Source organism: Nostoc sp. DedQUE07, from assembly GCF_034530975.2.
Taxonomy (GTDB): domain Bacteria; phylum Cyanobacteriota; class Cyanobacteriia; order Cyanobacteriales; family Nostocaceae; genus Nostoc.
In genome coordinates this window covers 48,272-73,615 of the sequence record NZ_JAVRCC020000004.1, presented here as the reverse complement: position 1 = coordinate 73,615, position 25,344 = coordinate 48,272, and the positions used below count along the sequence as shown (strand labels likewise).

General features: G+C 38.9%; 22 protein-coding genes. 15 read left to right on the top strand and 7 right to left on the bottom strand.

Annotated elements, in window-relative coordinates; translation table 11 throughout:
- The first annotated feature begins 29 nt into the window (after positions 1-29).
- The 5 genes from RMZ95_RS04420 to RMZ95_RS04400 all read left to right on the top strand — a co-directional run bounded on the left by RMZ95_RS04420 (position 30) and on the right by RMZ95_RS04400 (position 6,341).
- Positions 30-581 carry a hypothetical protein gene (locus RMZ95_RS04420; RefSeq protein WP_322686366.1) on the top strand — a complete coding sequence of 184 codons (552 nt, stop codon included), beginning with the start codon at positions 30-32 and terminating at the stop codon, positions 579-581.
- Between the two features lie 138 nt (positions 582-719).
- Entirely contained in the window at positions 720-1,184 is a 465-nt protein-coding gene (locus RMZ95_RS04415) for a hypothetical protein (protein WP_322686367.1), read from the top strand.
- Between the two features lie 286 nt (positions 1,185-1,470).
- Positions 1,471-3,810: a TIR domain-containing protein gene (locus RMZ95_RS04410; protein WP_322686368.1), complete on the top strand. Its 2,340-nt coding sequence runs from the start codon at positions 1,471-1,473 to the stop codon at positions 3,808-3,810.
- A gap of 470 nt (positions 3,811-4,280) precedes the next feature.
- On the top strand, positions 4,281-4,961 hold the full coding sequence (gene rppA / locus RMZ95_RS04405; RefSeq protein WP_322671844.1) for a two-component system response regulator RppA: 681 nt from the start codon (positions 4,281-4,283) through the stop codon (positions 4,959-4,961).
- Positions 4,962-5,060: 99 nt separating this feature from the next.
- A complete protein-coding gene (locus RMZ95_RS04400) occupies positions 5,061-6,341 on the top strand; it encodes a HAMP domain-containing sensor histidine kinase (protein ID WP_322686369.1) in 1,281 nt (426 codons plus the stop codon).
- Between the two features lie 139 nt (positions 6,342-6,480).
- Here the strand turns inward: RMZ95_RS04400 and RMZ95_RS04395 are convergent, their stop codons facing one another.
- Positions 6,481-7,752: an APC family permease gene (locus RMZ95_RS04395; RefSeq protein WP_322686370.1), complete on the bottom strand. Its 1,272-nt coding sequence runs from the start codon at positions 7,750-7,752 to the stop codon at positions 6,481-6,483.
- 523 nt (positions 7,753-8,275) lie between these two features.
- On the opposite strand from RMZ95_RS04395, the gene RMZ95_RS04390 reads away from it, so the two are divergent.
- From RMZ95_RS04390 to purT, 5 genes are all read left to right on the top strand, one after another.
- Positions 8,276-9,130, top strand: a complete 855-nt coding sequence (locus RMZ95_RS04390) for a mechanosensitive ion channel family protein (protein ID WP_322686371.1) — start codon at positions 8,276-8,278, stop codon at positions 9,128-9,130.
- A 385-nt stretch (positions 9,131-9,515) separates the two neighbouring features.
- Positions 9,516-10,466 (top strand): ABC transporter ATP-binding protein, encoded by a 951-nt coding sequence (locus RMZ95_RS04385; RefSeq protein ID WP_322686372.1) that lies wholly within the window; start codon positions 9,516-9,518, stop codon positions 10,464-10,466.
- Between the two features lie 47 nt (positions 10,467-10,513).
- On the top strand, positions 10,514-12,289 hold the full coding sequence (locus tag RMZ95_RS04380; RefSeq protein WP_322686373.1) for an ABC transporter permease subunit: 1,776 nt from the start codon (positions 10,514-10,516) through the stop codon (positions 12,287-12,289).
- A gap of 148 nt (positions 12,290-12,437) precedes the next feature.
- Positions 12,438-12,920, top strand: coding sequence for a pentapeptide repeat-containing protein (locus tag RMZ95_RS04375; protein WP_322686374.1), 483 nt, complete (start codon positions 12,438-12,440; stop codon positions 12,918-12,920).
- A gap of 65 nt (positions 12,921-12,985) precedes the next feature.
- Positions 12,986-14,149, top strand: a complete 1,164-nt coding sequence (gene purT / locus RMZ95_RS04370) for a formate-dependent phosphoribosylglycinamide formyltransferase (protein WP_322686375.1) — start codon at positions 12,986-12,988, stop codon at positions 14,147-14,149.
- A 61-nt stretch (positions 14,150-14,210) separates the two neighbouring features.
- Here the strand turns inward: purT and RMZ95_RS04365 are convergent, their stop codons facing one another.
- Together RMZ95_RS04365 and RMZ95_RS04360 are read right to left on the bottom strand one after the other, a co-directional pair.
- Positions 14,211-14,360, bottom strand: a complete 150-nt coding sequence (locus RMZ95_RS04365; protein WP_322671817.1) for a PsaJ protein — start codon at positions 14,358-14,360, stop codon at positions 14,211-14,213.
- Positions 14,361-15,161: 801 nt separating this feature from the next.
- Positions 15,162-16,565, bottom strand: coding sequence for a serine hydrolase (locus RMZ95_RS04360; RefSeq protein WP_322686376.1), 1,404 nt, complete (start codon positions 16,563-16,565; stop codon positions 15,162-15,164).
- A 524-nt stretch (positions 16,566-17,089) separates the two neighbouring features.
- Between RMZ95_RS04360 and RMZ95_RS04355 the strand changes: the two genes are divergently transcribed.
- Entirely contained in the window at positions 17,090-17,722 is a 633-nt protein-coding gene (locus RMZ95_RS04355) for a DUF1003 domain-containing protein (RefSeq protein WP_322686377.1), read from the top strand.
- Between the two features lie 305 nt (positions 17,723-18,027).
- Here RMZ95_RS04355 and crtH read toward each other — a convergent pair whose 3' ends face one another.
- A complete protein-coding gene (gene crtH, locus RMZ95_RS04350) occupies positions 18,028-19,518 on the bottom strand; it encodes a carotenoid isomerase (RefSeq protein WP_322686378.1) in 1,491 nt (496 codons plus the stop codon).
- 613 nt (positions 19,519-20,131) lie between these two features.
- On the opposite strand from crtH, the gene upp reads away from it, so the two are divergent.
- The 3 genes from upp to RMZ95_RS04335 all read left to right on the top strand — a co-directional run bounded on the left by upp (position 20,132) and on the right by RMZ95_RS04335 (position 21,610).
- Positions 20,132-20,782, top strand: coding sequence for a uracil phosphoribosyltransferase (gene upp / locus RMZ95_RS04345; protein WP_322685461.1), 651 nt, complete (start codon positions 20,132-20,134; stop codon positions 20,780-20,782).
- A gap of 75 nt (positions 20,783-20,857) precedes the next feature.
- Complete coding sequence (locus tag RMZ95_RS04340) at positions 20,858-21,211, top strand: hypothetical protein (protein ID WP_322685561.1); 354 nt, start codon at positions 20,858-20,860, stop codon at positions 21,209-21,211.
- Between the two features lie 129 nt (positions 21,212-21,340).
- A complete protein-coding gene (locus RMZ95_RS04335; RefSeq protein WP_322671822.1) occupies positions 21,341-21,610 on the top strand; it encodes a YggT family protein in 270 nt (89 codons plus the stop codon).
- 141 nt (positions 21,611-21,751) lie between these two features.
- Here the strand turns inward: RMZ95_RS04335 and RMZ95_RS04330 are convergent, their stop codons facing one another.
- The gene (locus tag RMZ95_RS04330) at positions 21,752-22,183 is read right to left on the bottom strand and encodes a biotin carboxylase (protein WP_322685462.1); all 432 of its coding nucleotides are present in this window, start codon (positions 22,181-22,183) and stop codon (positions 21,752-21,754) included.
- 140 nt (positions 22,184-22,323) lie between these two features.
- Between RMZ95_RS04330 and RMZ95_RS04325 the strand changes: the two genes are divergently transcribed.
- Positions 22,324-22,959, top strand: coding sequence for a hypothetical protein (locus RMZ95_RS04325; protein WP_322685463.1), 636 nt, complete (start codon positions 22,324-22,326; stop codon positions 22,957-22,959).
- A 45-nt stretch (positions 22,960-23,004) separates the two neighbouring features.
- Here the strand turns inward: RMZ95_RS04325 and RMZ95_RS04320 are convergent, their stop codons facing one another.
- Both RMZ95_RS04320 and RMZ95_RS04315 read right to left on the bottom strand, forming a co-directional pair.
- Positions 23,005-24,207, bottom strand: coding sequence for an alpha/beta hydrolase (locus RMZ95_RS04320; RefSeq protein WP_322685464.1), 1,203 nt, complete (start codon positions 24,205-24,207; stop codon positions 23,005-23,007).
- Between the two features lie 48 nt (positions 24,208-24,255).
- Positions 24,256-25,200: a hypothetical protein gene (locus RMZ95_RS04315; RefSeq protein ID WP_322685465.1), complete on the bottom strand. Its 945-nt coding sequence runs from the start codon at positions 25,198-25,200 to the stop codon at positions 24,256-24,258.
- Positions 25,201-25,344: the final 144 nt, after the last annotated feature.

The following is a 25,344-nucleotide window of genomic DNA, read 5'->3' as shown; positions in this document are numbered from 1 at the left end:
ACATTCAACAGAGCGTAAATAAATCTTCTATGACAGAGGTTATCCTAAGTTTTGGGTCTGCTGATGGAGGAGCGATGTTTGCCCAGTGGTTGCAACGCGAAATTGTGCAGCGTAAAGGGTACACACAGTCTATTAGTGTCTATTTGGATACCTTTGCCTTAGAGCATGTTCCGGGTACTGAATATGTTATGAAAGAAATACGCCCTACAGCCGGCGGTCTTGCTTCTCTTAATGAAGGCTGGAATAAATACTACAAATATGCAGTGTCAGTAGCGCATAGTATGATTTTCGTCGCAACCAAGGCTTGGTTTGCTTCGCCCTATTGTAAGTATGAGATGTCCTACTTTATTGCTGAGAACCAAGCCCGTTCAAAAACAGGACATTCACAACTTTCTGGCATAGCATTGACTTTTCCCGAAAGTGAGATAACTTCTGAGTTTGCAGGAATGGCCCTGATCCCAGCTATAAAACGCTACGTAGTAGTGGATGATAAAAAAAGATTAAAGCTTACTGGGCATTACTATGATTTTTGGATTGTGGATGAGAAAACGCTCCAAAAAGTAGTGAGTTCGATCAGTTAGATATGCCATTTTACTCATCATGATTATGAAAATGAAAATCTTTTGATATTAGTCATAATGCTTGTAACTGAATAGACAGTCACAGTTACAATAAAGTTAGTCAATGCTTTGAACATATAGCAGTCGTTAAAAAAGTCAGTGAGTAACTCTAGTCCACAGTCACAACCACCCAAGGTAACGTTTGAGTCTGATGCTGTGCAAAGTTATCTGAATATTTTGCAGGGGGTAGTTACGCGGATGGCAACTAATAGTGCTAACTGCAAAACTTGGTGTATTTCTTTGGTTTCAGCAATTCTCGTGGTGATTGCAGACAAGAATAAGCCTAACTACGCTTGGATATCGCTTATACCAATAGGACTTTTTTTTCTACTAGATTCTTACTATCTGGGTCAAGAACGCAGTTTTCGTAAGATATACAATGATTTTATTAAAGAGTTGCATTCTTCTGGTGAAGTTACAATTGATAAACTTTTTGTTTTAAAACCACCTCAAGGCATGAATGTTGTCAACTTATTATTGACTTCTAGTTTGTCGTTTTCCATTTATCCATTTTACTTGACATTGGTAGTTACCGTAATCATTGCAAGATACCTCATCTTATAGCACTAATAAATTTTGATGCTTCCTTTTATGCTTTAAATGAAACTGGCTTTTTCATGATCGTTGTATTGATATTTTTGTAGAAATTAATTTTTTTAGTATTAGTATAAGCCTCAACCAACTATTAGTTGTAATGTTCACTGCAAAAATATGAAATTAAGCCAATTTTTTCTTAAAATTTTGCTATATAAGCTTATACAAAGTGTTTATTCAAAAGTGAGGTATCAGGGAATAGGGATGATTAAGGATGAAAAATTATCATTTTTTTTAAAATTATTAGGAAAATATTATGGCATTTAATCAACAAGAGGTATTCCTTAGCTACGCTCGTGAAAACCTTAATATTGCTCTAAAGCTACGTGATGATTTAATAAAAAACGGAGTCAGTGTATGGCTGGATGACGATAATCTAATTGGTGGTGAAAAATGGAGAAATAAAATTAGAGAACAAATAAATCAAACCAGTTTTTTTATAACCTTAGTTTCATCTATTTCAGTAAATAAAAAAGATGGTTATGTGCAAGAAGAAATAGATATGGCACTTAAGCTGCTGTCACAAAAAACAAGGGATGAGTTTGTTGTTTTACCAGTTCGTATTGATAATTGTAATATTCCTGAAAAGCTTTCTAGAATTCATATAATTGATATTTTCCCTAATCATGATGGTTATGAAAAAGGATTAAAAAAAGTAATAATCAGTATATGGAAACATAAAAAGGAAAAAAATCTAGAGATAATTGGATTTGACTTAGGGCATGGAGAAACCGCTATCGCTGTTACAAAGTTATCGTCTATTGCAGAGCCTCAAATAGTAGATATTAATGGCAAAAAAAGTACTATTACAGCAGTTTCTCTATCTTCTGAAGGTATTTTAATAGGTGAAGATGCTTATTGTTCCGATACCTCAGTTAATCTTGATATTTTTTTTAAAAGTTATAAATTAGATGCTCCTAACGTAAATAAACCAATCAAATTATTCGTAGAAAAATGTTTAGAATTATTACGAAAAGGAAAAGCTAAACTAGACCAAGATACATGGTTTTTTGTGGGTTGTCCATCTGGATGGACAGAAAGTTACATAAAAAGCTATGAAGAAGTTTTGCAAGAAGCAGGAATGAGTAATGTATGTGTCAGACCTGAATCAAGAGCTGCTTTTTTAGAAGCAAAGGAAACTGGACGTTTAAGTGAATCATTGACTAAGTTACCTGATAGCCTATTAATCATCGATATTGGTTCCTCAACTACTGATTTTACTATTGTCAAAAATTCTGAAGAAAGTCCATTAGACTTTGGAAATAACTTAGGGTGTAGTTTATTAGATATAGCAATTTTTGACAGAGCATTAAAATCTCTATCATCTGAAGTTCAGGAAAAGTTGAATGATTTATTTTCATTAAGTTTTGCTCTTAAAGCAAAGTGCTTATTGAAATGCCGTGAAGTAAAAGAGAGATATTTTTCCAAAGAAAATGAGGATAGTTGGATTAAGTCTCCGGTTAAAGGTGTAGAAATACTTGATATAGCTAACGAAATAGAAACTATATATTTTGAAGTTAAAATATATAAAAAAGATATGGAGGAAATATTAAATTCTCCTCTTAATAAACTTCAAGATAAAACTTGGAAAGAAATGTTTGCAGATACATTAAGAGTATGTAGAGACTTAAAAGAGTTCCAATTACCTGAATTAATATTGATGACTGGTGGTGGTTCTCGGATGTTATTTACTAGTGAAATTTGCAAAAGGGTATTCCCTGAGTCAAAAGTTATTGTTGGTTTAGAGCCAGCTTTATCTGTTGCTAAAGGACTGGCATTATTAGGACGTATCGATTTCAAAATTAGAAGTTTCAAAGCAGAGGTGGATGAGTTTATAGAAGATAAAGAAGATATAGATATCATTATAGATAAAGCCCTGCCCAAATTATTAGAAGAGCTAACATCATGCCTTGCTGTAGAATTTTTAAAAAATATACAAAAATGCATCATAAACTGGAGAGATGGCAATGTTGAAACATTAGAAGAATTAGAAAAATTATTTCAGATCAATAACTTAACATATTTTAATAATGAATCACAAAATATTATTGACGCTAACTTAAAAGATTGGCTAGCATATTTAGGAAGTCAAATTGAATCTTTAACTAGTGATATATGTGACAAGTATCGAATATCAAGAACAACATTTAATATCAGTTTAAATCATCAAAATTTGAATTTAGATTACTTAGGTACAATAGAGATTACGGAAATAATTTATTCAGCTATTTTTTATAAATTAAATATAAATTCTGTATTTATGAATGTAGTAACTGCATTAGTAGCTACAATATTTATAGGAGCTATAGTGGAACTTTTACAAGCAATATCTAAATTAACAAACAATTTAAAAAAATGGAATATTCCCATTGATTATAGAAAACGTTTACTTAACGATGTGAAAATAAAGTACGCTATAGAAAAAGTAAATAGCGAGATAAAAGAAAAAATAAAGAAAGAATTAATAGAAGTACTTGATAGAAGGGAAACCCGTGAGCAAATCAGCAAATATGTTAGAGATGTACTTTACCAGCAAGCTGAAATTGCTTCTGTTGTAATTAGGCGTGCAGAGACCATTCCTCAGAGATTGAAGTAGAACTGGCGAAGACACTGTTGGCATCGCTTATCGTGGCTTATACTCCCGGAACCGTTGCCATTCTTCGATTGTCAACTCATCAAACGGTCGGTCTAGCAGTTCTTCGCAGTCAGCCGTTTCTGCATTGGTTAGTACTTCCACCATCGACAACCACCACATAGCGTCCAAAGCCGAGTTACAGCTCCTGGTTCGCTCATTTTCTAGACGGTTAGAAAAAAGATGGAACGGAAGAATAGGGGTTAAGCCCGTTTTCGTAAGCGTTGCGGATTAATCTTAGGTATTGGTTCACCACTTGCCACTATCCAAAAACCTGATTTCTCCCAAACCTTTATGACTATGTTATTCACCAATTTCTCTAACTTCAAAAAAAATGAGCTAACCGGGAGTAATTACATATTCATTCTTACTGATGAAAGACGTTGAGATTGCTTCAATGGATTATTCTAAACAAGCACAAGTTTATAAAGGTGATGAAAATCTTACTGGTAGAGGATGATCCAAAGCAATTAATGCCGCTGCAAATGGTTCTCTCTCAGGCTGGACACAGCGTCGATGGTGTCAAGGATGGTGAAACCGCTCAATGGCTTTTAGCTGAAAAAGAATACGATCTGCTGATTTTAGATTGGATGCTACCTCGAATTAGTGGAGTGAGTTTGTGTCAACAGTATCGGGCGGCGGGAAAAACTGCCCCCGTATTAATGATCACGGCAAAAGATACTACACCTGATAAAGTCATAGGATTAGATGCCGGAGCAGATGATTACCTCGTCAAACCGATTGATATCGTGGAGTTCATGGCGCGAGTGCGGGCATTGAGAAGGCGATCGCCCCTTTGGCAAGGAGACACCCTCTGCTTGGCAGACCTCGAACTTCATCTTGATACACTAATTTTGGAGCGCCAAGGAGCGACTGTATCCCTTTCCAGCCAAGAATTTCAGTTGCTAGAGTATTTCATGCGTCATCCTAAGCAAGTTTTGACTCGCCACCAAATTGAGCAAGCCGTATGGGAGTGGGGTAGTGAGCCAGAAAGCAATGCAATCACCGTTTTAGTTCGTAAACTTCGCCAACGTTTGCAAACATTAGCAGCAGCCGATTGGATTGAAACTGTCTACGGTATGGGCTATCGCCTCAACCCTCCAGAACCATCTTGAAACTTGATAATGACTGAGACGCAGAGTAGGGAGTAGTGTAGTTCAATTACTTGAAAAGTCTTGTAATTACGAATTACGAATTACGAATTAGCATAAGTTGTGTTTAACCGCAGTCGTCGTAACTTAGCTCGTTGGTTTACCCTTTCAATGGGGTGCATTCTGATTCTCTTTGCAGGAGTTATTTATCATCTTGAGGTAAAAGACAAGCTCAAAGCATTAGATCAACTGCTTTATAAAAGAGCAGAGCTAATGGCAGCCAGTTCGCAGTATCGGCTGTATCAAGGACAAAAAGAAGTCGATCTGAGCAATATACCGCTATTGGGTAGTGGTTCTCACCCCGCTGATATTGAATTGGTCTATGTTCGCTGGTATGACCCCAACGGCAAACTCAAGCGGTTTTTTGGTACTCCACCTCCAGAAAAGTTGGGAATAGCATCTGAGTTTCTCACGATTAAGTCCGTTGACCAGTTTACAGGTGAGACGCTTTGGCTTCGTCAAGTCACCCTACCTGTTCAAGGAGGAAATTCGGTCATCGGTTATCTGCAAGTTGGTATCCCACTGACAGAAACTCAAAACGATCTCAGAGAATTTCAGTTAATGTTGACCCTTGCTGTGCCTATAGCACTGGGGTTAATTGGACTTACAGGTTGGGTACTTGGCGGCATAGCTATGCAACCCGTTCAGCAAGCCTATAATCAACTACAACGCTTTACATCAGATGCTTCTCATGAGTTGCGATCGCCCCTTTCTGCGATTTTGACCAATGCCCAAGTTGGGTTAATAATGGCAGCAGACCATCCCCAAATCCATCCTTCTGTAGAGAACATCATCGATAGCGCCAAGTCGATGAGTACCTTGGTCAATAACCTACTGCTGTTGGCTCGGCATCAGGGAAAATTAACTCCCGAATCTCTCAAAAAGGTTAATCTTAATAGCTTGCTAGAGAATTTAGCTATTTATTACAATGATGTTGCTGCAAAAGCGTCGCTCAAGTTGATCGGTCATTTACCAGAACAACCCATTGAGTTGTGGGCTGACCCTGATTTGCTACGGTTAGCTGTGGAAAACTTGCTCAATAACGCCTGTAATTACACTCCATCTGGTGGAACTGTCTGGTTACGCTTAGAACCTCACCCAGATCGGGCAGTAATTCAGGTTATTGATACTGGAATTGGAATTCCAGAGGCAGATTTATCTTACATTTTCGATCGCTTTTACCGAGTTGACACAGAACGTACCAGAGAAAGCGGCGGATTTGGGTTGGGATTAGCGATCGCTCAACAAATTGTCCAGGCTCACGGCGGTCACATTCATGTGATGAGCAATGAGGGTAAAGGCTCAACTTTCCAGATAAAGTTACCGTTTATGAGCCATTCCTAAATCACCTTTAAGAGATCATTCATAATGAAAATCTCAAGCAAACGACCCGCTAGCAAAGAAGGCACTGTTCGCGAATTCAAGTTAAATTAATCCAAAGGTAGACTATTACAAAAACATTTTAGAGTTGAACAAAGCTTCTTCAAAGATGTAGCTGTCGGTTTTTTGATAGGTAGTAGATTACTTCGATGCCTATAGCTACTCCTACCATGAACACTAAAACCCAGACAGTTTGTGGATCTGTTTGCAAAGCAAACCAAATTAACATCCCTAGTGCCACCAAACATATTCCAGTACCTAGAATTGAAATCCATTGCTTGCTTTTCGTATAACGATACATCCGAGCATTAGCTAAATTAACCGCAGCAAATATTAGGAGAAACCCAGCACTACCCATCGTTGAAATCCGACTTATATCACAAAAATTGGCGATTATTAGAGTAATACCACTAGTAATAAATAAGCCAATTGAAGATTGAACTATGCCATTTATTTGGCTGCCATCAAACCCCCTAGATTTAGCAATCACAGTGCTAAAACGAGCGGAACCGTAGAGTGTGGCGTTACTAGCCGAGATAGTTGAGAAAAGAGCAGCAACAGTAATCAAAACAGATCCAAATTGCCCCATAATTGGTTTGGCAACTTCAGCCAAAGCATAGTCTTTTACTGCCAAAATCTGTTCTATTGGTTCTGCTCCCAATGTAACCAGTGCTATTAAAACGTAAAGCAAAATAACGAACCCGATTACAGAGTAATAAACTCGTGGCAAAGTATGCTTGGGATTGACAAGATCCTCTGCTGCATTGGCGATTAGCTCAAAGCCTTCATAAGATAAGAAGATTACCATTGCTCCGGCGAAAATTGACTGTAGCGACGATATTGAGACTGGTTCTAGACGGGAAATGTCGATATGACTACTTCCCATAGTAATGAACAGGAGCAAAATCCCCAATTTGAAGCTGACAATCCAGATTTGAGATTTACCAATATGATTGGCAGTTAGTAGATTTAATCCAGTTGTCCCTAAAATTGCCAAGCTAATCAGTAAATGCTTCCAAATCGGTTGAGTAGATGTAAACAGGCTAACTCCATAACTACCAAAAGCCTGCAAGTAAAAGGAAAGCATGACTACATAGCTAAACCATAGTAGAAGATTCAGTGTCCCACTAAACAGTCCTGAACCAAAAGCCTGGTTTAAGAAGGTTACTGTCCCGCCTCGACATGGATGAGCTACCGAAAGTTTTGCATAAGCATAAGTAGTTATCAAAGCTATTGTCCCGGCGATCGCAAATGCTAGTGGTGCGCCTACATCAGCTATTTGAATTACAACTCCCAGTGCTGGAAAAAGTCCACCAACAATGCCGCCTACACCCAATGCCCACACAGACCAAAAACCGATTTTTTTACTTGACACCTGTAACCTCTTTAGGAATAGATAGTCTCATAGTCGTTGACCAACACGCACATAATCAAGCTGAGATTAGGCGGTTGGGAATATAGCGGTTCTCGATCGAATGAGGCACATCCTCAAAGTTAAAAGGGTTTATATATGAAGTCTAGCTATACTTCACCAACATAGGAAACGCTATAAAAGCCTTGACTAAAGAACTTGGCCCTGCTGGCATAGCGCGATTTATGCAGAAATTTGAGATAGGGAGCAAAGATTGATACGCCAGACAAGGATTAAATCTTGGAAAATCCCAGTATCTATGACATCTTTACTTGAATTAAGGAGTAAAAAAACAGCAACAAGCCAAAAAGTAGATAATCCCGCAAGAAAAGATTTATTTATATTTGCCCAAAACTGTTCAGACATCCTCCGAGAACAGTTTCCTATCTGCTGCACATTACAGCAAAAATTAAAAAAAAGTATTGATATATCATTTTGATTTAATTTCTTGTATGTTTATTGTATTTAATATTCACAGACAAAAATTATGGATTTTAGACAAATTAGCTTAGTTGCTAGCCAACTTTTAACTCAGTTTGGGTTGAAAATTTTAGGTGCGATCGCACTGTGGCTGATTGCTCAACGCTTGATTGATTTTGGATTGAAGCTAGTACGACGTGCTTTCCGAGGTCAACACGTCGATCCAACACTCATTAACTATCTTCTGAATATCATTGGTGTCACACTGAGAATTATTCTAGTTGTGGCAATTCTCGGCTTCTTTGGGGTTGAAACAACTTCCTTTGCTGCATTGCTAGCAGGAGCAGGCATTGCAATTGGTGCAGCATGGGGGGGTTTACTAGCCAACTTTGCAGCCGGAGCATTTTTAATTGTTTTTCGACCTTTCAAAGTTGGTGATTTCATTACCACCGCAGGCGTGACAGGCACTGTTACAGAAATTGGACTGTTCACAACAAATATCAATACGCCTGATAACGTGTTGACAATTGTCGCTAATAATAAAATCTTTGCTGATAACATCCAGAATTATTCTGCCAACCCTTACCGTCGGGTTGATCTAGTGGCTCAACTTCATCATGATGTGAAACACAACGAAGCGATCGCACTTTTGAAAGCGAAAATTAGCCAAATTCCTAATGTTCTCCAAAATCCAGCACCGGATGTGGAAATTCAGAATTTCAACTTTGCAGGGCCTGTACTAGCAGTACGTCCTTATTGCAATAACGATCACTATTGGCAAGTTTACTTCGACACTAATAAAGCTATCCGTGAAACCTTTGGTGAGGCTGGATATCCAGTTCCCGAATACCGTTATGCAATTAGCGGCTCATCTGGTAATGGGGTTAATAACGTTATCCCACCACTATCAGAAATAACTTGACACTAAAGAAAAAAGTCAAGGCTTAATTTGCAAATATTTCATAAATAGCAGAATCAGAATTAATAAGTAGGTAGGGCGTATGTCTTACCTACTTTTGCTAAGTTTATGACCTATTCCAGTGAAAATACCATTGCCTACTGAGCAAGCGGTTGACTCTAATATCATCAGGTTTGCAATATTAGTACTAGAGATTTCTAGCTTTAGTATTCCCCTTAGCAAAAATTAATAGTTGGTATTATTTAAAACTTTAGTGAGAATAGGGTAAATAATGCCCAGAACTCAAAGCAGCTTTAAATAAAGCTAGTTTCAATTTTGGAAACCATCCTGACAAAAGCTGTAAAAAAAGTTAGGTTAGCGGTTAATCACAAGCCGCACTCTAGCAGCGATGGTAAAAGAATTAACAATTTGCACCCGTGGACTCACTAAGCAATTTGACCGACATGTTGCTGTCAATGATGTTGATTTAGAAATCCAGGCGGGGGAAGTATATGGACTGATTGGGCCGAATGGCGCGGGTAAAACAACTCTCATCCGAATGTTGGCGACTGCTGAGGAAGCAACTACAGGTGAGATTTATATTAATGGCGATCGCCTCATCCGTGACAACAGTAATCTCAAACTTAAGCGTCATCTTGGCTATTTACCCGATGACTACCCACTATATGAAGATTTGACAGTCTGGGATTACTTAGATTACTTTGCGCGTTTATATCGTTTGCGAGAACCGCGCCGCACTAAACGCTTACATGAAGTTTTAGAACTTATTCAACTTGGTAATAAACGCAATAGTCAGATTTCTACTCTGTCGAGGGGAATGAAACAGCGTTTAAGTTTAGCGCGAACCATTATCCACGAACCAATTTTACTATTACTAGATGAGCCTGTTTCTGGACTCGATCCGATTGCAAGAATGCACTTTCGCGAAATTATTAAGGCTTTGCAAGAAGCTGGAATGACTGTCATCATTTCCTCCCACGTTCTCAGCGATTTAGCGGAAATTTGTACTTCTGTAGGAATTATGGAACTTGGCTTTTTAGTAGAAAGTACTTCCCTACAGCAACTTTATCAACGTCTAGCCCATCAGCAAATTGTGTTATCAACTCTAGGGAACTTAGAGACACTTTTGAACGAGCTTAAACACCATCCTTTAGTAGAAGAATGGGAGGTGATATCAGGAAAAAACAGCGTGCGGGTGAATTTTTCGGGCAAAGATGAAGATAGTGCCGAGTTATTGCGATCGCTGATCAAAATCGGCATTCCTTTAACTGATTTTCACTGCACGCAAGAAGACTTAGAAAGTATTTTCTTAAAATTAGGTCACAAACAAGCATCTTGATTCATCAATAAATCTCACTCACTATTTTGGAAGGATTTTTTCAGACTATGCTTAATTTAATTGACAAAATCGGCGATTGGAATCCGCAATTATTTCGCGAACTCAAAGGGCAATTTAAATTTTTTAATGTAGCGATCGTAGTTGTGACATCTTTCCTATTGCAACTGGTAGTTATTTTATATCATTTAAGTAATCCTCCTGATAATAAGTACTCCTTAACTGGTATATACTGTCGTTTACGTCAAATATATGAACCGCAACAAACACAGGTTCTCAAAGAATCAAATCAAACTAAAATTGATGAATTAAATGATTTCTTCTCAAAGAATTTTTGTCCCCAAATTCAAATTGATTGGCAAATGTGGTGGCGAGATCGTTGGGAATATATATTCTTAACATTTAGTGTAATTTTTCTATTTACACTACTAGTTGCAGGAACTTATTTGCTAATTAACGATTTCGCTAAAGAAGAAACTCGCGGCACACTAAACTTTATCCGTCTTAGTCCCCAATCAGAAACAAGTATATTGACTGGCAAGTTGCTAGGAGTTCCGAGTTTAATTTATCTCCTGATTTTAGTAGCAGTTCCTTTACATTTATGGGCTGGGCTTTCTGCCAAAATTGCTTTTAGTTACATTTTGGCTTACTACACAATTCTTGGTACTAGCTGTATTTTCTTCTACAGTGCGGCACTACTACTTAGCTTACTTAGCCGTTCATTTAGTGGTTCTCAGCCTTTGTTGGGTTTATTAGTTAGTGGTGTAATTTTTATGTTTTTGTTTATAACGATGTTACTCGCATCGTCTTATAACCACAGTTTGAATAGTTCAACTGCTTGGTTTAGACTTTTTAATCCTTGGGATACAACTAATTATTTATTTCCTAACTTGTTTAATCTATCCAATGACTCGGATATTAAAAAACTGCAATTTTTCTATCTCCCATTAGGGAGAAATATTATTAGTATTCTTGGCTTTCATTTATTAAACTTGGGATTGTGCAGTTACGGAATTTTGCACATTCTTAAACGTTGCTTCCGTAATCCTCAAGCCTCAATAATTAGCAAGAAGCAAAGTTATTTATTAGTAGCGTTTTGCCAGTTGATGATCTGGGGTTTTACTTTACAAATTGGTGAAAATAGTTACACATTAGATCAACAATTTGGGGGAAATTACATTTTGCTAGCATCGTACAACTTGGTGTTGATTTTAAGTTTAATTGCAGTTCTTTCCCCTCACCGTCAAGATGTACAAGATTGGGCAAGATATCGACATCAGGGAGTTTCTAGCCACAAGAGTATTTGGCAGGATCTAATTTGGGCCGAAAAAAGCCCTGCACTCGTGGCGATCGCAATTAATCTTACAATTGTTACTATCCCCTGGCTAGTCTGGATTTCATTTACATCTGTTTTTGATACTAACAATGACCAAACTTGGCTGGTTAAAGATGTTGACAGGTTTAAAGTACTTTTAGCTATAGCTTTGTCTATCAGCGTAATCATGATTTACGCTACTATCGCCCAATTGCTACTTTTGCTGAAAACTCCCAAACGTTCTTTCTGGGCAATTCGGATTATAGGTGCAGCAGTGTTCCTACCACCGATAATTTTAGAATTTATCGGCATCACATCACAGGTGTCTACTGTGGTGTCTACTGTCTGGCTGTTTTCAACTTTTCCTTGGGTTGGTATACAAGGCTCTAGTACAACAACAATTTTTATGGCATTCCTCGCTGAGTTAACTTTTCTAGGATGGTTAAATTTGCAGTTGACAAGGCAAGTGAGATTAGCAGGCGAATCTACTACGAAAGCATTATTAGCATAACATTAGCTCGGTAGTTATCAATAAACTTATAACCTCAATTTCTCAAAGAAATTGGGGTTTTTGTTTTTTATGAATGCTTGAAGACTGCTATATTATCTATTATTTGTTATTTTTTTATTCGCACAAGTATCACAACAATCTGAAAATAATGTTAAATATCTCTACTCAAGACCTACGCTACACAGCCATCCAGTTTTTAGAACAAAGTCCCTCACAGCGTCTACAAATTCTTAAGCAACTGGGCATCGCTCGTTATGAATTTTTAACTAAAATTCAACTAAATGAAGCCAATATAATTTGTATAATGCGATTTTTTAAATATCCAAGTCAGCTAAAGTTTCCTAATCTGATGGGAGCAGATTTATCTGGTTTAATTTTAGATGGTGTCAACTTCATCCGAGGAAATTTGTCAGAAGCAAATCTCCAAGGTAGTAGTTTAGTAAATGCAGACCTTTTATTTGTAAATTTTACGAAAGCCGACTTGAGAAATGCAGATTTACGAGGTGCAACTCTGAACGAGACTATTTGGTTAGAGACTCTAGTAGATAAGTGTCAGTTTGGCGTAGGTATTGGTTTAAATCATCTACAACGTCAAGATTTAGAATTACGCAAAGCGATATTTAATTCTTGAAAAGTTAGTAATGAAAACACAAAAAATTATAAGATGATTGAATTGATATTGACTTGGATAAGTTAATGAGTATTAAGTTGCCCCAAAAATTGATGTTGCTGGGTTCAGGAGAACTAGGCAAAGAATTTGCGATCGCTGCTCAACGTCTTGGTAATTATGTGATTGCCGTTGACCGCTATACCAATGCTCCAGCGATGCAGGTTGCTGATGCTTATGAAGTTATTTCTATGCTCAGTGCTGATGATTTAGAAGCTGTAGTGACAAAACATCAGCCAAATATTATTATACCAGAAATTGAAGCAATCAGAACAGAAAAACTCATCGAATTTGAACAACGAGGGATTACAGTTATTCCGACTGCGGCTGCTACTAACTATACAATGAACCGCGATCGAATTCGGGAACTGGCGCATCAAGAATTGGGCATTAGAACAGCTAAATATGGTTATGCAACAACTCTAGAAGAATTGATTTCAGTTTCGGATAAAATTGGCTTTCCTAATGTTGTTAAACCGGTGATGTCATCATCTGGGAAAGGTCAATCTGTAGTGCAGGATAAGACTGAGGTTGAGAAGGCTTGGAATTATGCGATCGCTAATTCTAGAGGAGACAGTCAAAAGGCGATCGTAGAAGAATTTATTAACTTTGAAATTGAGATAACTTTACTAACAATTAAACAGTGGAATGCACCAACTATTTTCTGTTCTCCCATTGGTCATCGTCAAGAAAGAGGTGATTATCAAGAATCGTGGCAACCCGCAGAAATTTCTGAAGATAAAATCTTAAAATCCCAAGAAATAGCTATAAAAGTCACTGATGCTTTAGGAGGAGCCGGAATTTTTGGCGTTGAATTTTTCATTACTAAAGATGAAGTGATTTTTTCCGAACTTTCTCCCAGGCCCCACGATACGGGAATGGTGACATTAATCTCACAAAATCTTAACGAATTTGAACTACATCTGCGAGCTATTTTAGGCTTGCCAATTCCTCATATTGAACAGCTAGGAGCATCAGCTAGTGCAGTAATTTTAGCCTCAGAAAAATCTGATTCTATTGCTTTTAGTGGTGTCGCCGATGCTTTATCAGAAAAAGATGTAGATATTAAATTATTTGGTAAACCTAATGCTCATCTATATCGGCGAATGGGCGTAGCTTTGGCGAAAGGTGTGAATGTCCAAGAGGCTAGGGAAAAGGCTACTAGAGCTGCAAGTAAAATCACAATTATCTAAATTTAGCCTGCTTTAGCACAATTGTTTATTAGCCATAGGTTTGAACCTATGGCGGACTGACTTATGGCATAGGATGAAAGAGAAGGTCTGGGAAAATGAAATTAAAAATCGCCCAGGTAGAAAAGGCAATTGATATCGAAAGAACAGCAAGAACGGGTGCTAGGGAAAGATACTTAAGGAAATATGTTTGTTGGTTGTTTGATTTCTGCATATAATGCTCCTAAAAACTTTCCGAACTGCAACTATTTGGGGTTGCATTGTTGCACTTACTAAAGATATTGTGATACTTCAAGACTTCTCACTTTGGACGGAATGACAATGCCATAATAACCATTTAAGAGATATTTATATCTGAAATATCACTTTTCATCTCTTTTTCAAGTATTGGCAAGATAATTAGATAATAACTAAAATATCTCCAACATACTTGCTTTGTTTTTAATTTTAAAAAAGCTCCTAAAAAATATTTTTAGGAGCTTTAAAAATTAAACCATGAGTATGAAATAGCACCTAATTTAAATTTAACTTTGCGAATTATTTTTATCCTCTATCTAAAGAAATAACAGGATATTAAGCTAATTTGTTATTTTAAATACGTAAATTATGTGTGAAAAATATGAATTGATTGTAGTACACACAAGTCGAATTACCCCCCTTAACCCCCCGATGCATTGGGGTAAAAAAAGAAATCTAGTTCCCTCACTTTTGCAAGTTTTGTAACAGAAACTCAAAACACTTAAATTTTAGGCAAGAAAGAAATCTAATTCTCTCCCCAATACATACGGGGAGGGTTAGGGTGGGGTAAAACCTTGGGTTTTTCAGCCATTTCAGACTTGTGTGTACAGCGTAGGTTCGCGGTGAAAGTAGATTTTGTCGCTAGATAAAAGTGGGATGGGGTTGCAAGGGTATAATTAGTAATTGAGTGGACTTGATATAAGGCTATTGCAAAGGTTTCACGTTAAGTTGACACCTATGATAGCTATGCGCCCCTAGCAATATCTATTTTGAACTGCTATTTCGCAACACTATTAAGCGAATCAACCGCAGCAACTGGATTCGGCTGATTCAGATAATTGTAAACTAATTGGGAAACTTGACGGATAAAGTCTCTCCCTCTTGTGTCTTTATAAGGACGGGTAACGAAGATAGCCGCCAGGTAACGCTTACCATTGGGCATAGTCACAAATCCCGCATCGCCAATAAGAAACCCAATATCTCCGGTTTTGTTGGCGATAACTGCACCTTTCCCCAAACCGGCGGGAAGCAGTGTATGAATTGTGGTGTGACGCAGAATATCTAAGGCTTGCTCCCGACTTTGGGGCGAAACTAACTTGTTATTCACAACTAAAGCCAGCACCCGCGCCATATCTTGAGAACTTGTGGTGTTGGTTCCTCTCAAATCAGCTAAAAGATGGCGAATTACCGTGTCTTTCAGTCCCCAACTACGGAAACGCTGATTTAGTTTCGCCGCTCCACCTAAGCGATCGATAATCATGTTGGTGGCAGTATTATCACTAATGGTAATCATCTTAGTGATGGTTTCCAAAGCTGTGTACTTCTTGCCAACTCGCTCATATTGCATACTTCCAGAACCATTGGTAACTAAGTCACGCCGCATCGTCAGGTTTTCCTGAAGGGTGACTTTACCAGCATCTAAATCTTGGAAAAAAGCGATAAGTATTGGCAGTTTAATTGTACTAGCAGCCGGGAAAACGCGATCGCCTCCAATATCCAAATAATCCCCAGTATCCAAATCCAGAAAAAACATTCCTGTTTTCAGAAAGCTGTAGCGATTCATCAAGGCTTTAATTTGAGGTTCCAGCGCTTTCATCGGTGAATGCATTGGAACCACGCCAGCAAAGAGAGTGCTATTATCATTCACTCTTGGAGAAATACTCGGAGTTATTTCTAAATATTGCGGCTGGGTTGCAGTCAATCGTATGGGTTTGGGTAACTGCACAGACCAATGATTGGGGGATTCTTCTTGCAGTTGCACCTGTGCCAAATCAAAGGTGTAGTCGGGTGCTAAAGTAACTACCATGCGGGTAGTCTCTGCATTAAACTGCTCGATGCGGATGTCTTTAATTACTGGGCCCACTCTTTGACTAGTCTGTGGATATCCTAATGTAACTCCAGCCAAATCAATTACCAAACGAGTCGGGTTAGTAAGTAATTGTACTTTCGGTTGAACATTTTCATTTGTGGTGAAGTCCAGATGATTGCGATTGCTATCAAAATGCCAATTAGCGATGCCTACGCCCGCCGCAGGCATCGCACCATTAGCTTTAACAGTGGAGCCAAACAGGATCAAGCTTAAGAAGCTGGGTAGAAGCCAGCTAAATTTTACAATGTTTTCTTTGTGTGTGAGTAGCATCAGCGATCGCTTTGTGTGTGAGGAAAATTCTTGAACGAACAAAAGCCGCCCACCATTAAAGCACAATTATGAAAAGTTTAGTAAATTGCAGTGAAAAGGCATGGTAAAGAACCAACCGAACCGATTTTGAGCGTGGCGTAATCTATTGCATCCACGCACGAATGCGTTTGCGTATCGCCGCTGATGACTATTTCTCCGGCGTGAGCCGCAATGCCTCAATTGTGTCACTGAAAGCTTTTATTGCGAAATCTACATTAGATATTCGATAGACATACCACATAAACATGAGTGTTATCCTGACATAGCATTGACATCAAAATGACATATCTAAAAAGTATATAATCAACTATAGTTTTAACAAATCACTATATCTCAAATACAATATTGAAACAAGAAAATTGATGCTATGATTCTGTTTCAATATATCTGCTTGATCCAACAGCAATAGCAATTTCCCAAAATCTGTCTATAGGTACTTTTATCTATTTTTCTACCTAAAAGTATACATATATAGCTAAAACTTGAGTTATTGATTTAGAGAAATCAGTACTGCAAGTAAACTGTCCATGTTTTCCCAAGATAAACCAAATCCAAAAGATTCACCGCAAGTACCATCTTCAGCACCTTGCCAAACCATTTTGCCCACTGCCCCATTGCCGGAAGCGATTAGTCAAAATATCGAGACTATTATTGACCTGCACAGACGTTATGAGAAAGACGTACCTCAACATCAACGGTTTGTAGAAACGGTAACAGCCTTTTTTGGTCGTCCGGTATTCCTGTATAGCATCCTGTTAGGAATTATTCTGTGGGTAACACCCAATGTTTTACCACGACGTTTAGGCATATCAAGATTCGATCCCCCGCCATTTTCTTGGCTACAATTTTCACTGACCGCAGGTTCCCTGTTAGTAACAACAGGGGTATTGATAAAACAAGAGCGTCAGGAAAAATTAGCAGAGCAACGGGCGCAACTTAGCCTTCAGCTTAATCTGCTCTCTGAGCAGAAAATCGCAAAACTTATCGCTTTAGTTGAAGAATTACGCCAAGATATTCCCAATGTCAAAAATCGCTCCGATCCGCAGGCCCAAATAATGAAGGAAGCTGTTGATCCCCAAGCGATTCTAGATGCATTAGAAGAGACTTTAGCATCAGAGTTAGCTAATTTTCGGAACCAAAAAATACCAGACCAAGAGTAACAACACTTACTATTGTGTTAGCAAAAGTACTAAAATTAGTAACTTTTTGATTGTATTTGCTACCCATCTCAATACGGTTTAGATAAGCTGGGAAGGTGGTTTGGAGGCACTTAAAGTGAAGAGATTAAATTTAAATACTCTTGCTTCCCCAACACTTTCTTCTACCTTCGCTCAAAGAACTCGTTTTAACAGATAACTTTCTTAACCAAAACGTATTGAGAGTTACTCAGAGTGTTGGGGTAGCTACCAGTTTCACTAGTAACGCTATCCGCTTACTAGGTTTTTTGCGGAGGCTGTATCTGTAGTTAAAATCCTAAATCTACGGCAATACGGTGGGCGCAAGCAAATCCAGAAAAAGCAACTGCATTCAAACCTTGACCTGGAAAAGTGCTATCTCCTACACAATAAAGTCCTGATATAGCTGTGCGATTAAAGGGCATATTCAATAACCCCCACAATTTACGTCGGGGAATTGGCCCATAAGTGCCATCCTCACGACCCAAAAAGCGGCGATGTGTGCGCGGCGTCCCCACTTCTAAATAATCCAATCCGGCATCTAAACCCGGAAAAAGCTTCTCTAGGCGGTCAATAATTCGCCAAGCTGCCTTTTCTTTTTTTGCTTCGTACTCACTTGGAGAAAGTTCTTGCCAATCATCAATCCAGTGAGGCGTGAAGGCATGAATGATATGATATCCATTTGGTGCTAAATCTGGGTCAAGCAATGTCGGAATCGAAACAAAAACTGTGCCTTCTGCTGCTGTCATCTTTTCCCAGTCTTCCAGCAAAATATGGTGACACTCTGTCTCCGTAGGTAAAACTGACTCCTTTACCCCGATGTGCAAACTCAAAAAGCTTGGAGATTTTTGGTAGTTTTGTTGCCATTTTTTCTCATTATCTGGCATTGCTTCTACTGGTAATAATTGTGTAAATGTATCCCAGCGTGTAGCATTAGAAACTATGCGTTTACCCCGATATACTTTACCATTAGCCAGTTGCACACCTACCGCTTTTCCCTGTTCTGTAAGAATTTTGGTCACTCTAGCTTGGTACTGAATTTGACCTCCAGCCTTTTCTAGACCTTCCACCAGTTTTTGGGCAATTTGTCCGACTCCGCCTTTAGGATAGTTAACTCCGCCATAATGCCTGTCAGAAAAGACCATTCCAGCATTAATCATTGGTGTCATATCTGATGGAACCACCGACCAGCAATAACATTCCATGTCGATAAACTTCAATAATTGCGGGTCTTTGATGTACCGCCGCGCCACATCTCCGGCATTTTGCGGCAGATACTTGGCTAAACCGAGACACGCCAAAGGATGCTGGAAAAATACCCGCAGTAAATACCGAGGTTCTTCCAGCGACAGCAAATCCATGCTGTTGAGACACTTGAATACTTTTTGGCATTCGTCATAAAAGCGACGAATCCCTTGTTCTTCATGGGGAAAATAAGCAGTAAGATTTTGCAAAAATGTTTCATAAACCCGGTCAACCTTCAGGTCTAAACCTTGGGGTAGATGATAGTGAATCTGTACCGGATCTGCGATCGCTTCTTGGCTGACATTTACACTTGATAATGCACGGGTGAGTAAGTTGGTAGTACCGTTCTGTCCCAGTCCAAAAATCATTGACGCACCAACATCGAATCGATAGCCTTGGCGTTCAAAATAACCAGCACTACCGCCTGGAATCAAATAACGTTCCAGTACCAACACTTTCGCTCCCTTCGCCGCTAACTGGGTCGCTGTCACTAATCCGCCAATCCCAGACCCAATTACGATTGCGTCATTTGTCATTTGTCATTTGTCCTCTGTCCTTTGTCATTTGTCTAGAGTCCCTTGTCCTTTGTCTAGAGTCAATCAATATTTACTAATGACCTGACCAATGCCCCATGCCCAATGCCGCATGGCACGCTTGTTAACGGCAAACCTATTATTCGTAAGGCTTTTGGGTGTGGGGTGTGGGGTGTGGGGTGTAGTGAGCAAGAAGTTCATTGATGTTCGCACGAGGATTGTACTTTTCTTACTTTTTCCCTACACCCTACACCCTACCCCCAACACCCAGCCCTAGCAGGGGTTTTATCTTTTCTTAGTGCCATTCGCCCAATGCCCCATGCCCAATGCCCAATACCCAATGCCCAATGCCCAATGACCAATGACAAATGACAAATGACAAATCAAAAAAAAGAGGGACGAGCCTGCTACTGCTGGCTAATCCCGTCTGCCGATCCTTAAAAGAGAGGAGAACACTGTATATGAATATAGCCTTGATTGAGAATTAATGTCAACTACTAATGAAAATATTTATCAATAAGCTTGAGATTGCTAATTTTAAGCTGTCAGCCGGATGCAGGAAAGAGTATTATGGTGTTTCAGTTCTTATACAATCAAAAGGCGCCTATTTCTGGCTATGACGCTACAATTGCGCGTTTATGTTCCACCCCATCCCCTGATCAAACACTGGCTGGCAGTTGCCCGTGATGCAGGCACGCCTTCAGTATTGTTCCGCAGTGCCATGACTGAGTTGGGAAGATGGCTGACTTATGAAGCTGCACGAGACTGGTTGCCGACCCAAGAAACAACAGTACAGAGTCCCTTAGATACCTGTGCAGCAACGGTAATCGATCCGCAAGTGCCTATGGCAGTAGTGCCGATTCTGCGGGCTGGGCTAGGATTACTAGAGGGGGCGCAGACTTTATTGCCTTTAGCATCGATTTACCACCTTGGTTTGGCGCGAGATGAAGAGACACTGCAACCTCATTGTTATTTGAACAAGTTACCAGAAAAATTTGACCCCCAAACACGAGTGTTAGTTACCGATCCAATGTTGGCAACCGGAGGATCGATTATGGCAGCAATGGCAGAATTGACACAACGGGGTGCTGACCCAGCCCTGACGCGGATCGTTTGTGTAGTAGCAGCTCCACCAGCTTTACAAAAATTGAGTGAAGCTTATCCAGGTTTAATAATTTATACCGCTACTATTGACGAAAAACTAGACAGTAAGGGATATATTGTACCGGGGTTAGGAGATGCAGGCGATCGCATCTTTGGGACTTAAGCTAGTATGCAGCTAGGGCAGGAAAATAGCATAACTACTGTAAAAGTTGCAAGGTTTGTTGAAGGCGGTAAAGATATGAGTCAGCGAGATGGTTTTGGCAGTGGTTTTGTAGCAGGGGCCTTTGTTGGTGGCGTATTTGGCGGTGTTATCGGGGCACTGATTGCTTCTCGCCGCGAACCAGAATTGCTAATAGAAGAGGAGACAGAACTGACAGATAGTCAAGCCGAAGCGAAAAAAATAGCAGCAAAGCGGCGTCAGATGAAAGCCTCAGAAAGTGAGAGTGCTGGTATAGAGACGGCCAGGCGATCGCTAGAAGATAAAATTGCCCAGCTAAATGCCACAATTGATGAAGTGCGAAAGCAACTGGGAAATGTTAATGGCGGTTCACCCCAAGCAACCAATGACCGCTCCCTCACTAAAGACTCCTGAAGTTTGTTCAGGCGTGGTGAAAGTGTCAAGTGTGGTAAACGTGAAATCCGCAAACACTTTTGACTTTGGACTAAATTAAAATTAAAACATAAGACCGCGTTTGACACCTAGTAGGAAACAAAGCTATCCATGAGTTTACTGATTACGACACTAATTACCTTTGTCACCTTTTATAGCTATTTGCTAATTATCCGGGTTTTGCTAACCTGGTTCCCGACAATCAACTGGTATAACCAGCCATTTGCCGCTTTAGCCCAGATAACCGATCCTTATCTGAATCTATTCCGCTCAATTATTCCCCCATTGGGCGGTATGGATTTTTCGCCGATCTTAGCTTTCTTAGCACTCAATCTAGTTAGTAGTCTTCTGAGTGCCATTCCAGCTAGCCTGCCCTTATAGAAGGATTTTGATTATTACCTTTGTAAAGAATTGTGTAGAGACGTTAAGTATACAAGCGTCTCTACGATTTTTTACACGGTTTCTAATTAGCTAGCCGTACTAAGAATTACGAATTACGAATTACGAATTACGAATTACGAATTACTTACGCACTTGACCGCTAAACCCCGCAGCCTTGAACTGTTTTAGCTTCAACGGAGTAGGCTGATTCGCAGCTACAGAAATTCTCAATTCAAAATCGCTAATACCTGGTGGTACCTCGGTAATAGAGCCTAAGCGAGTGCGGTTTTGCATCACCGAGTCATTATTAGCATCATAGATGCGTCCAAAAATATCTGCGTCGTAGACTGTTTTATTAGTGCCATTTTCGGCTTTGCCAACGACAAGAAAACAATTGGCAGCAGCGCTACCACTACTGATAACAGCCCCTTGTGCTAGTTCTGGTGGACAATCTTTATAAGAGACATCAAATAGTTTAATCTGTGTCAGGGCTACAGCTGGGGGAATAATCACCCACGATAGAAGGGTAATGAGACATGAAATAAAAACGACCGTGAGTGAACGCAACCGCATAAAAGACCCCGTGAGTTAATTTAGCAAACAATATTTAACTTACAACCTCAGCTTACCTGAATTTAACTACAGGGTGATTGGAGACTTGAATTTAACATTTGTAATAATTAGGGGAATAACCCCTCAATTGCTATGAACTTATGACTCCAGATGAGATTGAAGTAGCTATGTTCGCAGCCTTTAATGATTGTGATGCAGCAAGCTGTCCTCTCACTGACACGCAGAAACAGATATTACTGCAAGTGGTTGAGCAAATTCAGGGAAATTCTACCTCTGAGAAGTCAAATATTGCTAATCCTTTAGACGAACTTACCCCAGAGGAGTTGGAAGCATTTTTACAATTTGTTAAGGATGAAGAACAACGCAACCGTACTTGGAAAGTGCAATTACTCAACGACTGGTTACTAGAAAAGGACTCTGGAACGGTACAGTTTATTCGCCAACGCTATGGTTTACAGTGGTTGAATCGGGTTGAGTCATATCATTTTGACAAGTATTCTTATTTTGAGGATGCATTAAAGTTAAGAGTAGGCGATCGCATTGAAGTTTCCAATGCACTATGGGAATGGGTGCAAGAAGATGGCCCTTGTAAGCGGGAATGGTTCCCCTGTATGGTAATTAAGGTTGAGGAAATTAGCGATGTCTACGACGGGCGTAGATGCAGCGATGATTCCTCTACTAATTGTGTCATCCGCTTTTTAAACGGCGCTGAGTATGAAATTCAAGGAATGTATCAATGGAATCGCTATAACTGGCGCTGGCCTCAAAAGGAGTAAGGAGTGCTGAGTTTTTAATACTTGTGAATGAGTCTGCGAATCAAATCATTGCTTTAACAACGCCCAAGCCAAAAATCTCTCAGTATAATACAACGCTAATTGATTGCTCACACCGTTGAAAACAGCATCAAAAGCGTGTTCTGCCCAAGGAATTTCGAGAAAAACCGCAGTATTGCCAGAATTATGTAAACGTTCATACATCTGTCTGCCAAATCGCGCTTGCACCAAATGGTCGCGACTGCCGTAAATTAATAAAGTTGGCGGTAAAGGGTGCGTTAGGTAATTTATCGGTGAAGCAATTTCATACCGATTAGGCAATTCTTCTAAAGAACCACCAAGAAATGCTTTTAAAACAGCGCGAGAATTTATAGGATCGGGATTTGGTGGTGTTTTATATCCTTCAGTTAAGTTAACAGGCCCGTAATAGTTCACCACAGCATGAATGGGTGGTGCATCGGGTTGATAAGCCGCTAGCATTGCTAAATGTGCCCCAGCAGAACGTCCTAAAAGTACCATACGTTCTGAATCGGCTTCATATTCAGCTGCATGTTTGCGAATAAAATTTAGGGCTGTACGCACATCATCTAATTGAGAGGGAAACTGATATTGAGGTGCGTGTCGATAGTCGATCGCAAATACCGTATATCCATGATTAGCAATATATTGATTAAACTCAGAATTGGCATGAGTATTGCCATATTGCCATGCTCCACCATAAATTACTACCACTGCTGGATATTTCCCTACCTCTGGGGGTTGGTAAACTTCCATTTTTAAAGGCATTCCCCCAGGAGAAGCAAAGAGAATATCTTTTTGATGACGCGTTTTACCTAATGCAATACCCCGAAAGAAATTAATTAAGTTAAAAGGATGGGTTTGCATATTAGCCCTTACTTGGACTGGAATTTGCTCTAGATAATTTGCTTCCAACCCTTGTTTCATCGCTTTAGCCATCTGCATTTGAGTTAGTGGGATATTCACTAGCACCCATCCGCAAATTAGCAATCCGATTAAACTGAAAATGTAAACTAAACGTTGGAGTTGACGGCGACAGATATAGAATAAAGACAGCAATAAAAAGAGCAAATTTAATAAAAATAACCAAGGACTGACTTCTGGCGCTCCTACTGCTAGTGTGAGTAAAAACATATTTGGAGCAGGAAGAAGAATCCAAGCGCTAAGAAATAGACTTGCAAAACTGAGTAATAATGCAAGCGATGATAAAAATATTTTGGGTTTAACAAACATAAATAAAAATGCGGTAGTAATGACTTCAAAGAAACCAATCTCACGCTTTTATCTAGCACTATCTTTATGTTTTAGTTCCAGAAAATCTTTAGTTACTCTAACTATAGAATCTCCATTTATATAATTTGAAGTATAATTAGGCGTTAATGGTAGATTATCACCCGATTCTAATACTAAAATAACCCTAAAAAAGTATTCATCTATACTAGTATCAATCCGTTCAAGCTTAATATCAGTAATTTCGTTCAAATAATATTGAAAAACTGTTTTTCCTAACGTTCCAAACCACCTGTAACGACTAAGCTTTACAGTATTTGTTTCCTTGTCAAAATTACAAGTGATAAATAAACCTAGTGACGCTACTAGCAACGCTAATATTCCACAGAATACAGTAATCATGACAGAAATGTAACCCGTAAAAGTCTCATCAAGTATAACCGCTAAATTATTCTCTATAGGGTTTTTCAAAAAATTATTAATTCTTGATACTATTAATTGCAATTTTTCAAGGTTCAATTTTGGATATCCTGCGCGTGAAAAAGGAAAACTATCTCTATCATTTAATAGTAAAATATTATATTTATAATACTTAGCCTGACCATCAGTATCAATCTGAGTTTCCAATTTAGCCTCTAGTAACTCAGAAACTAGCGTTTGACTCTGTTCTCGACCTAACCAATTATTTTTTGTTAACTTACACATCACTGTTAGAGTATTTTGTCCCGCACTCAAATCAATATTTGAAGTAGATATATTGTTTGGATAACGATTGCAGACAAGTTGTGTAATAGGTGTAAATACAATAGACGCAAATAAAAATAAAACAAACAATTGACTAAAAAATATTCCCACACCTAAAAATACTTTTGGTCGAATAATAAAAATAAGTTTAGTTGATGTTTGCTCTGAGACTTTTAGAGGATTAGCTAGAGTCAAATAACATCCAGCACCTAAGTTAATTGCCAACAGGATGGCAAATAATAAAACAGTCATTTTATTTGTAGCTCCAGAACGCTTTAGCAGATAGAAATATTACGCGTTTACCAATTAGATAATAAACCAAGAAAGAATAACCTCAACTACTCTTCTGTGCCTAGCGCCATCAAATATGCCAGCATTAATCTACTCTCTACTCCT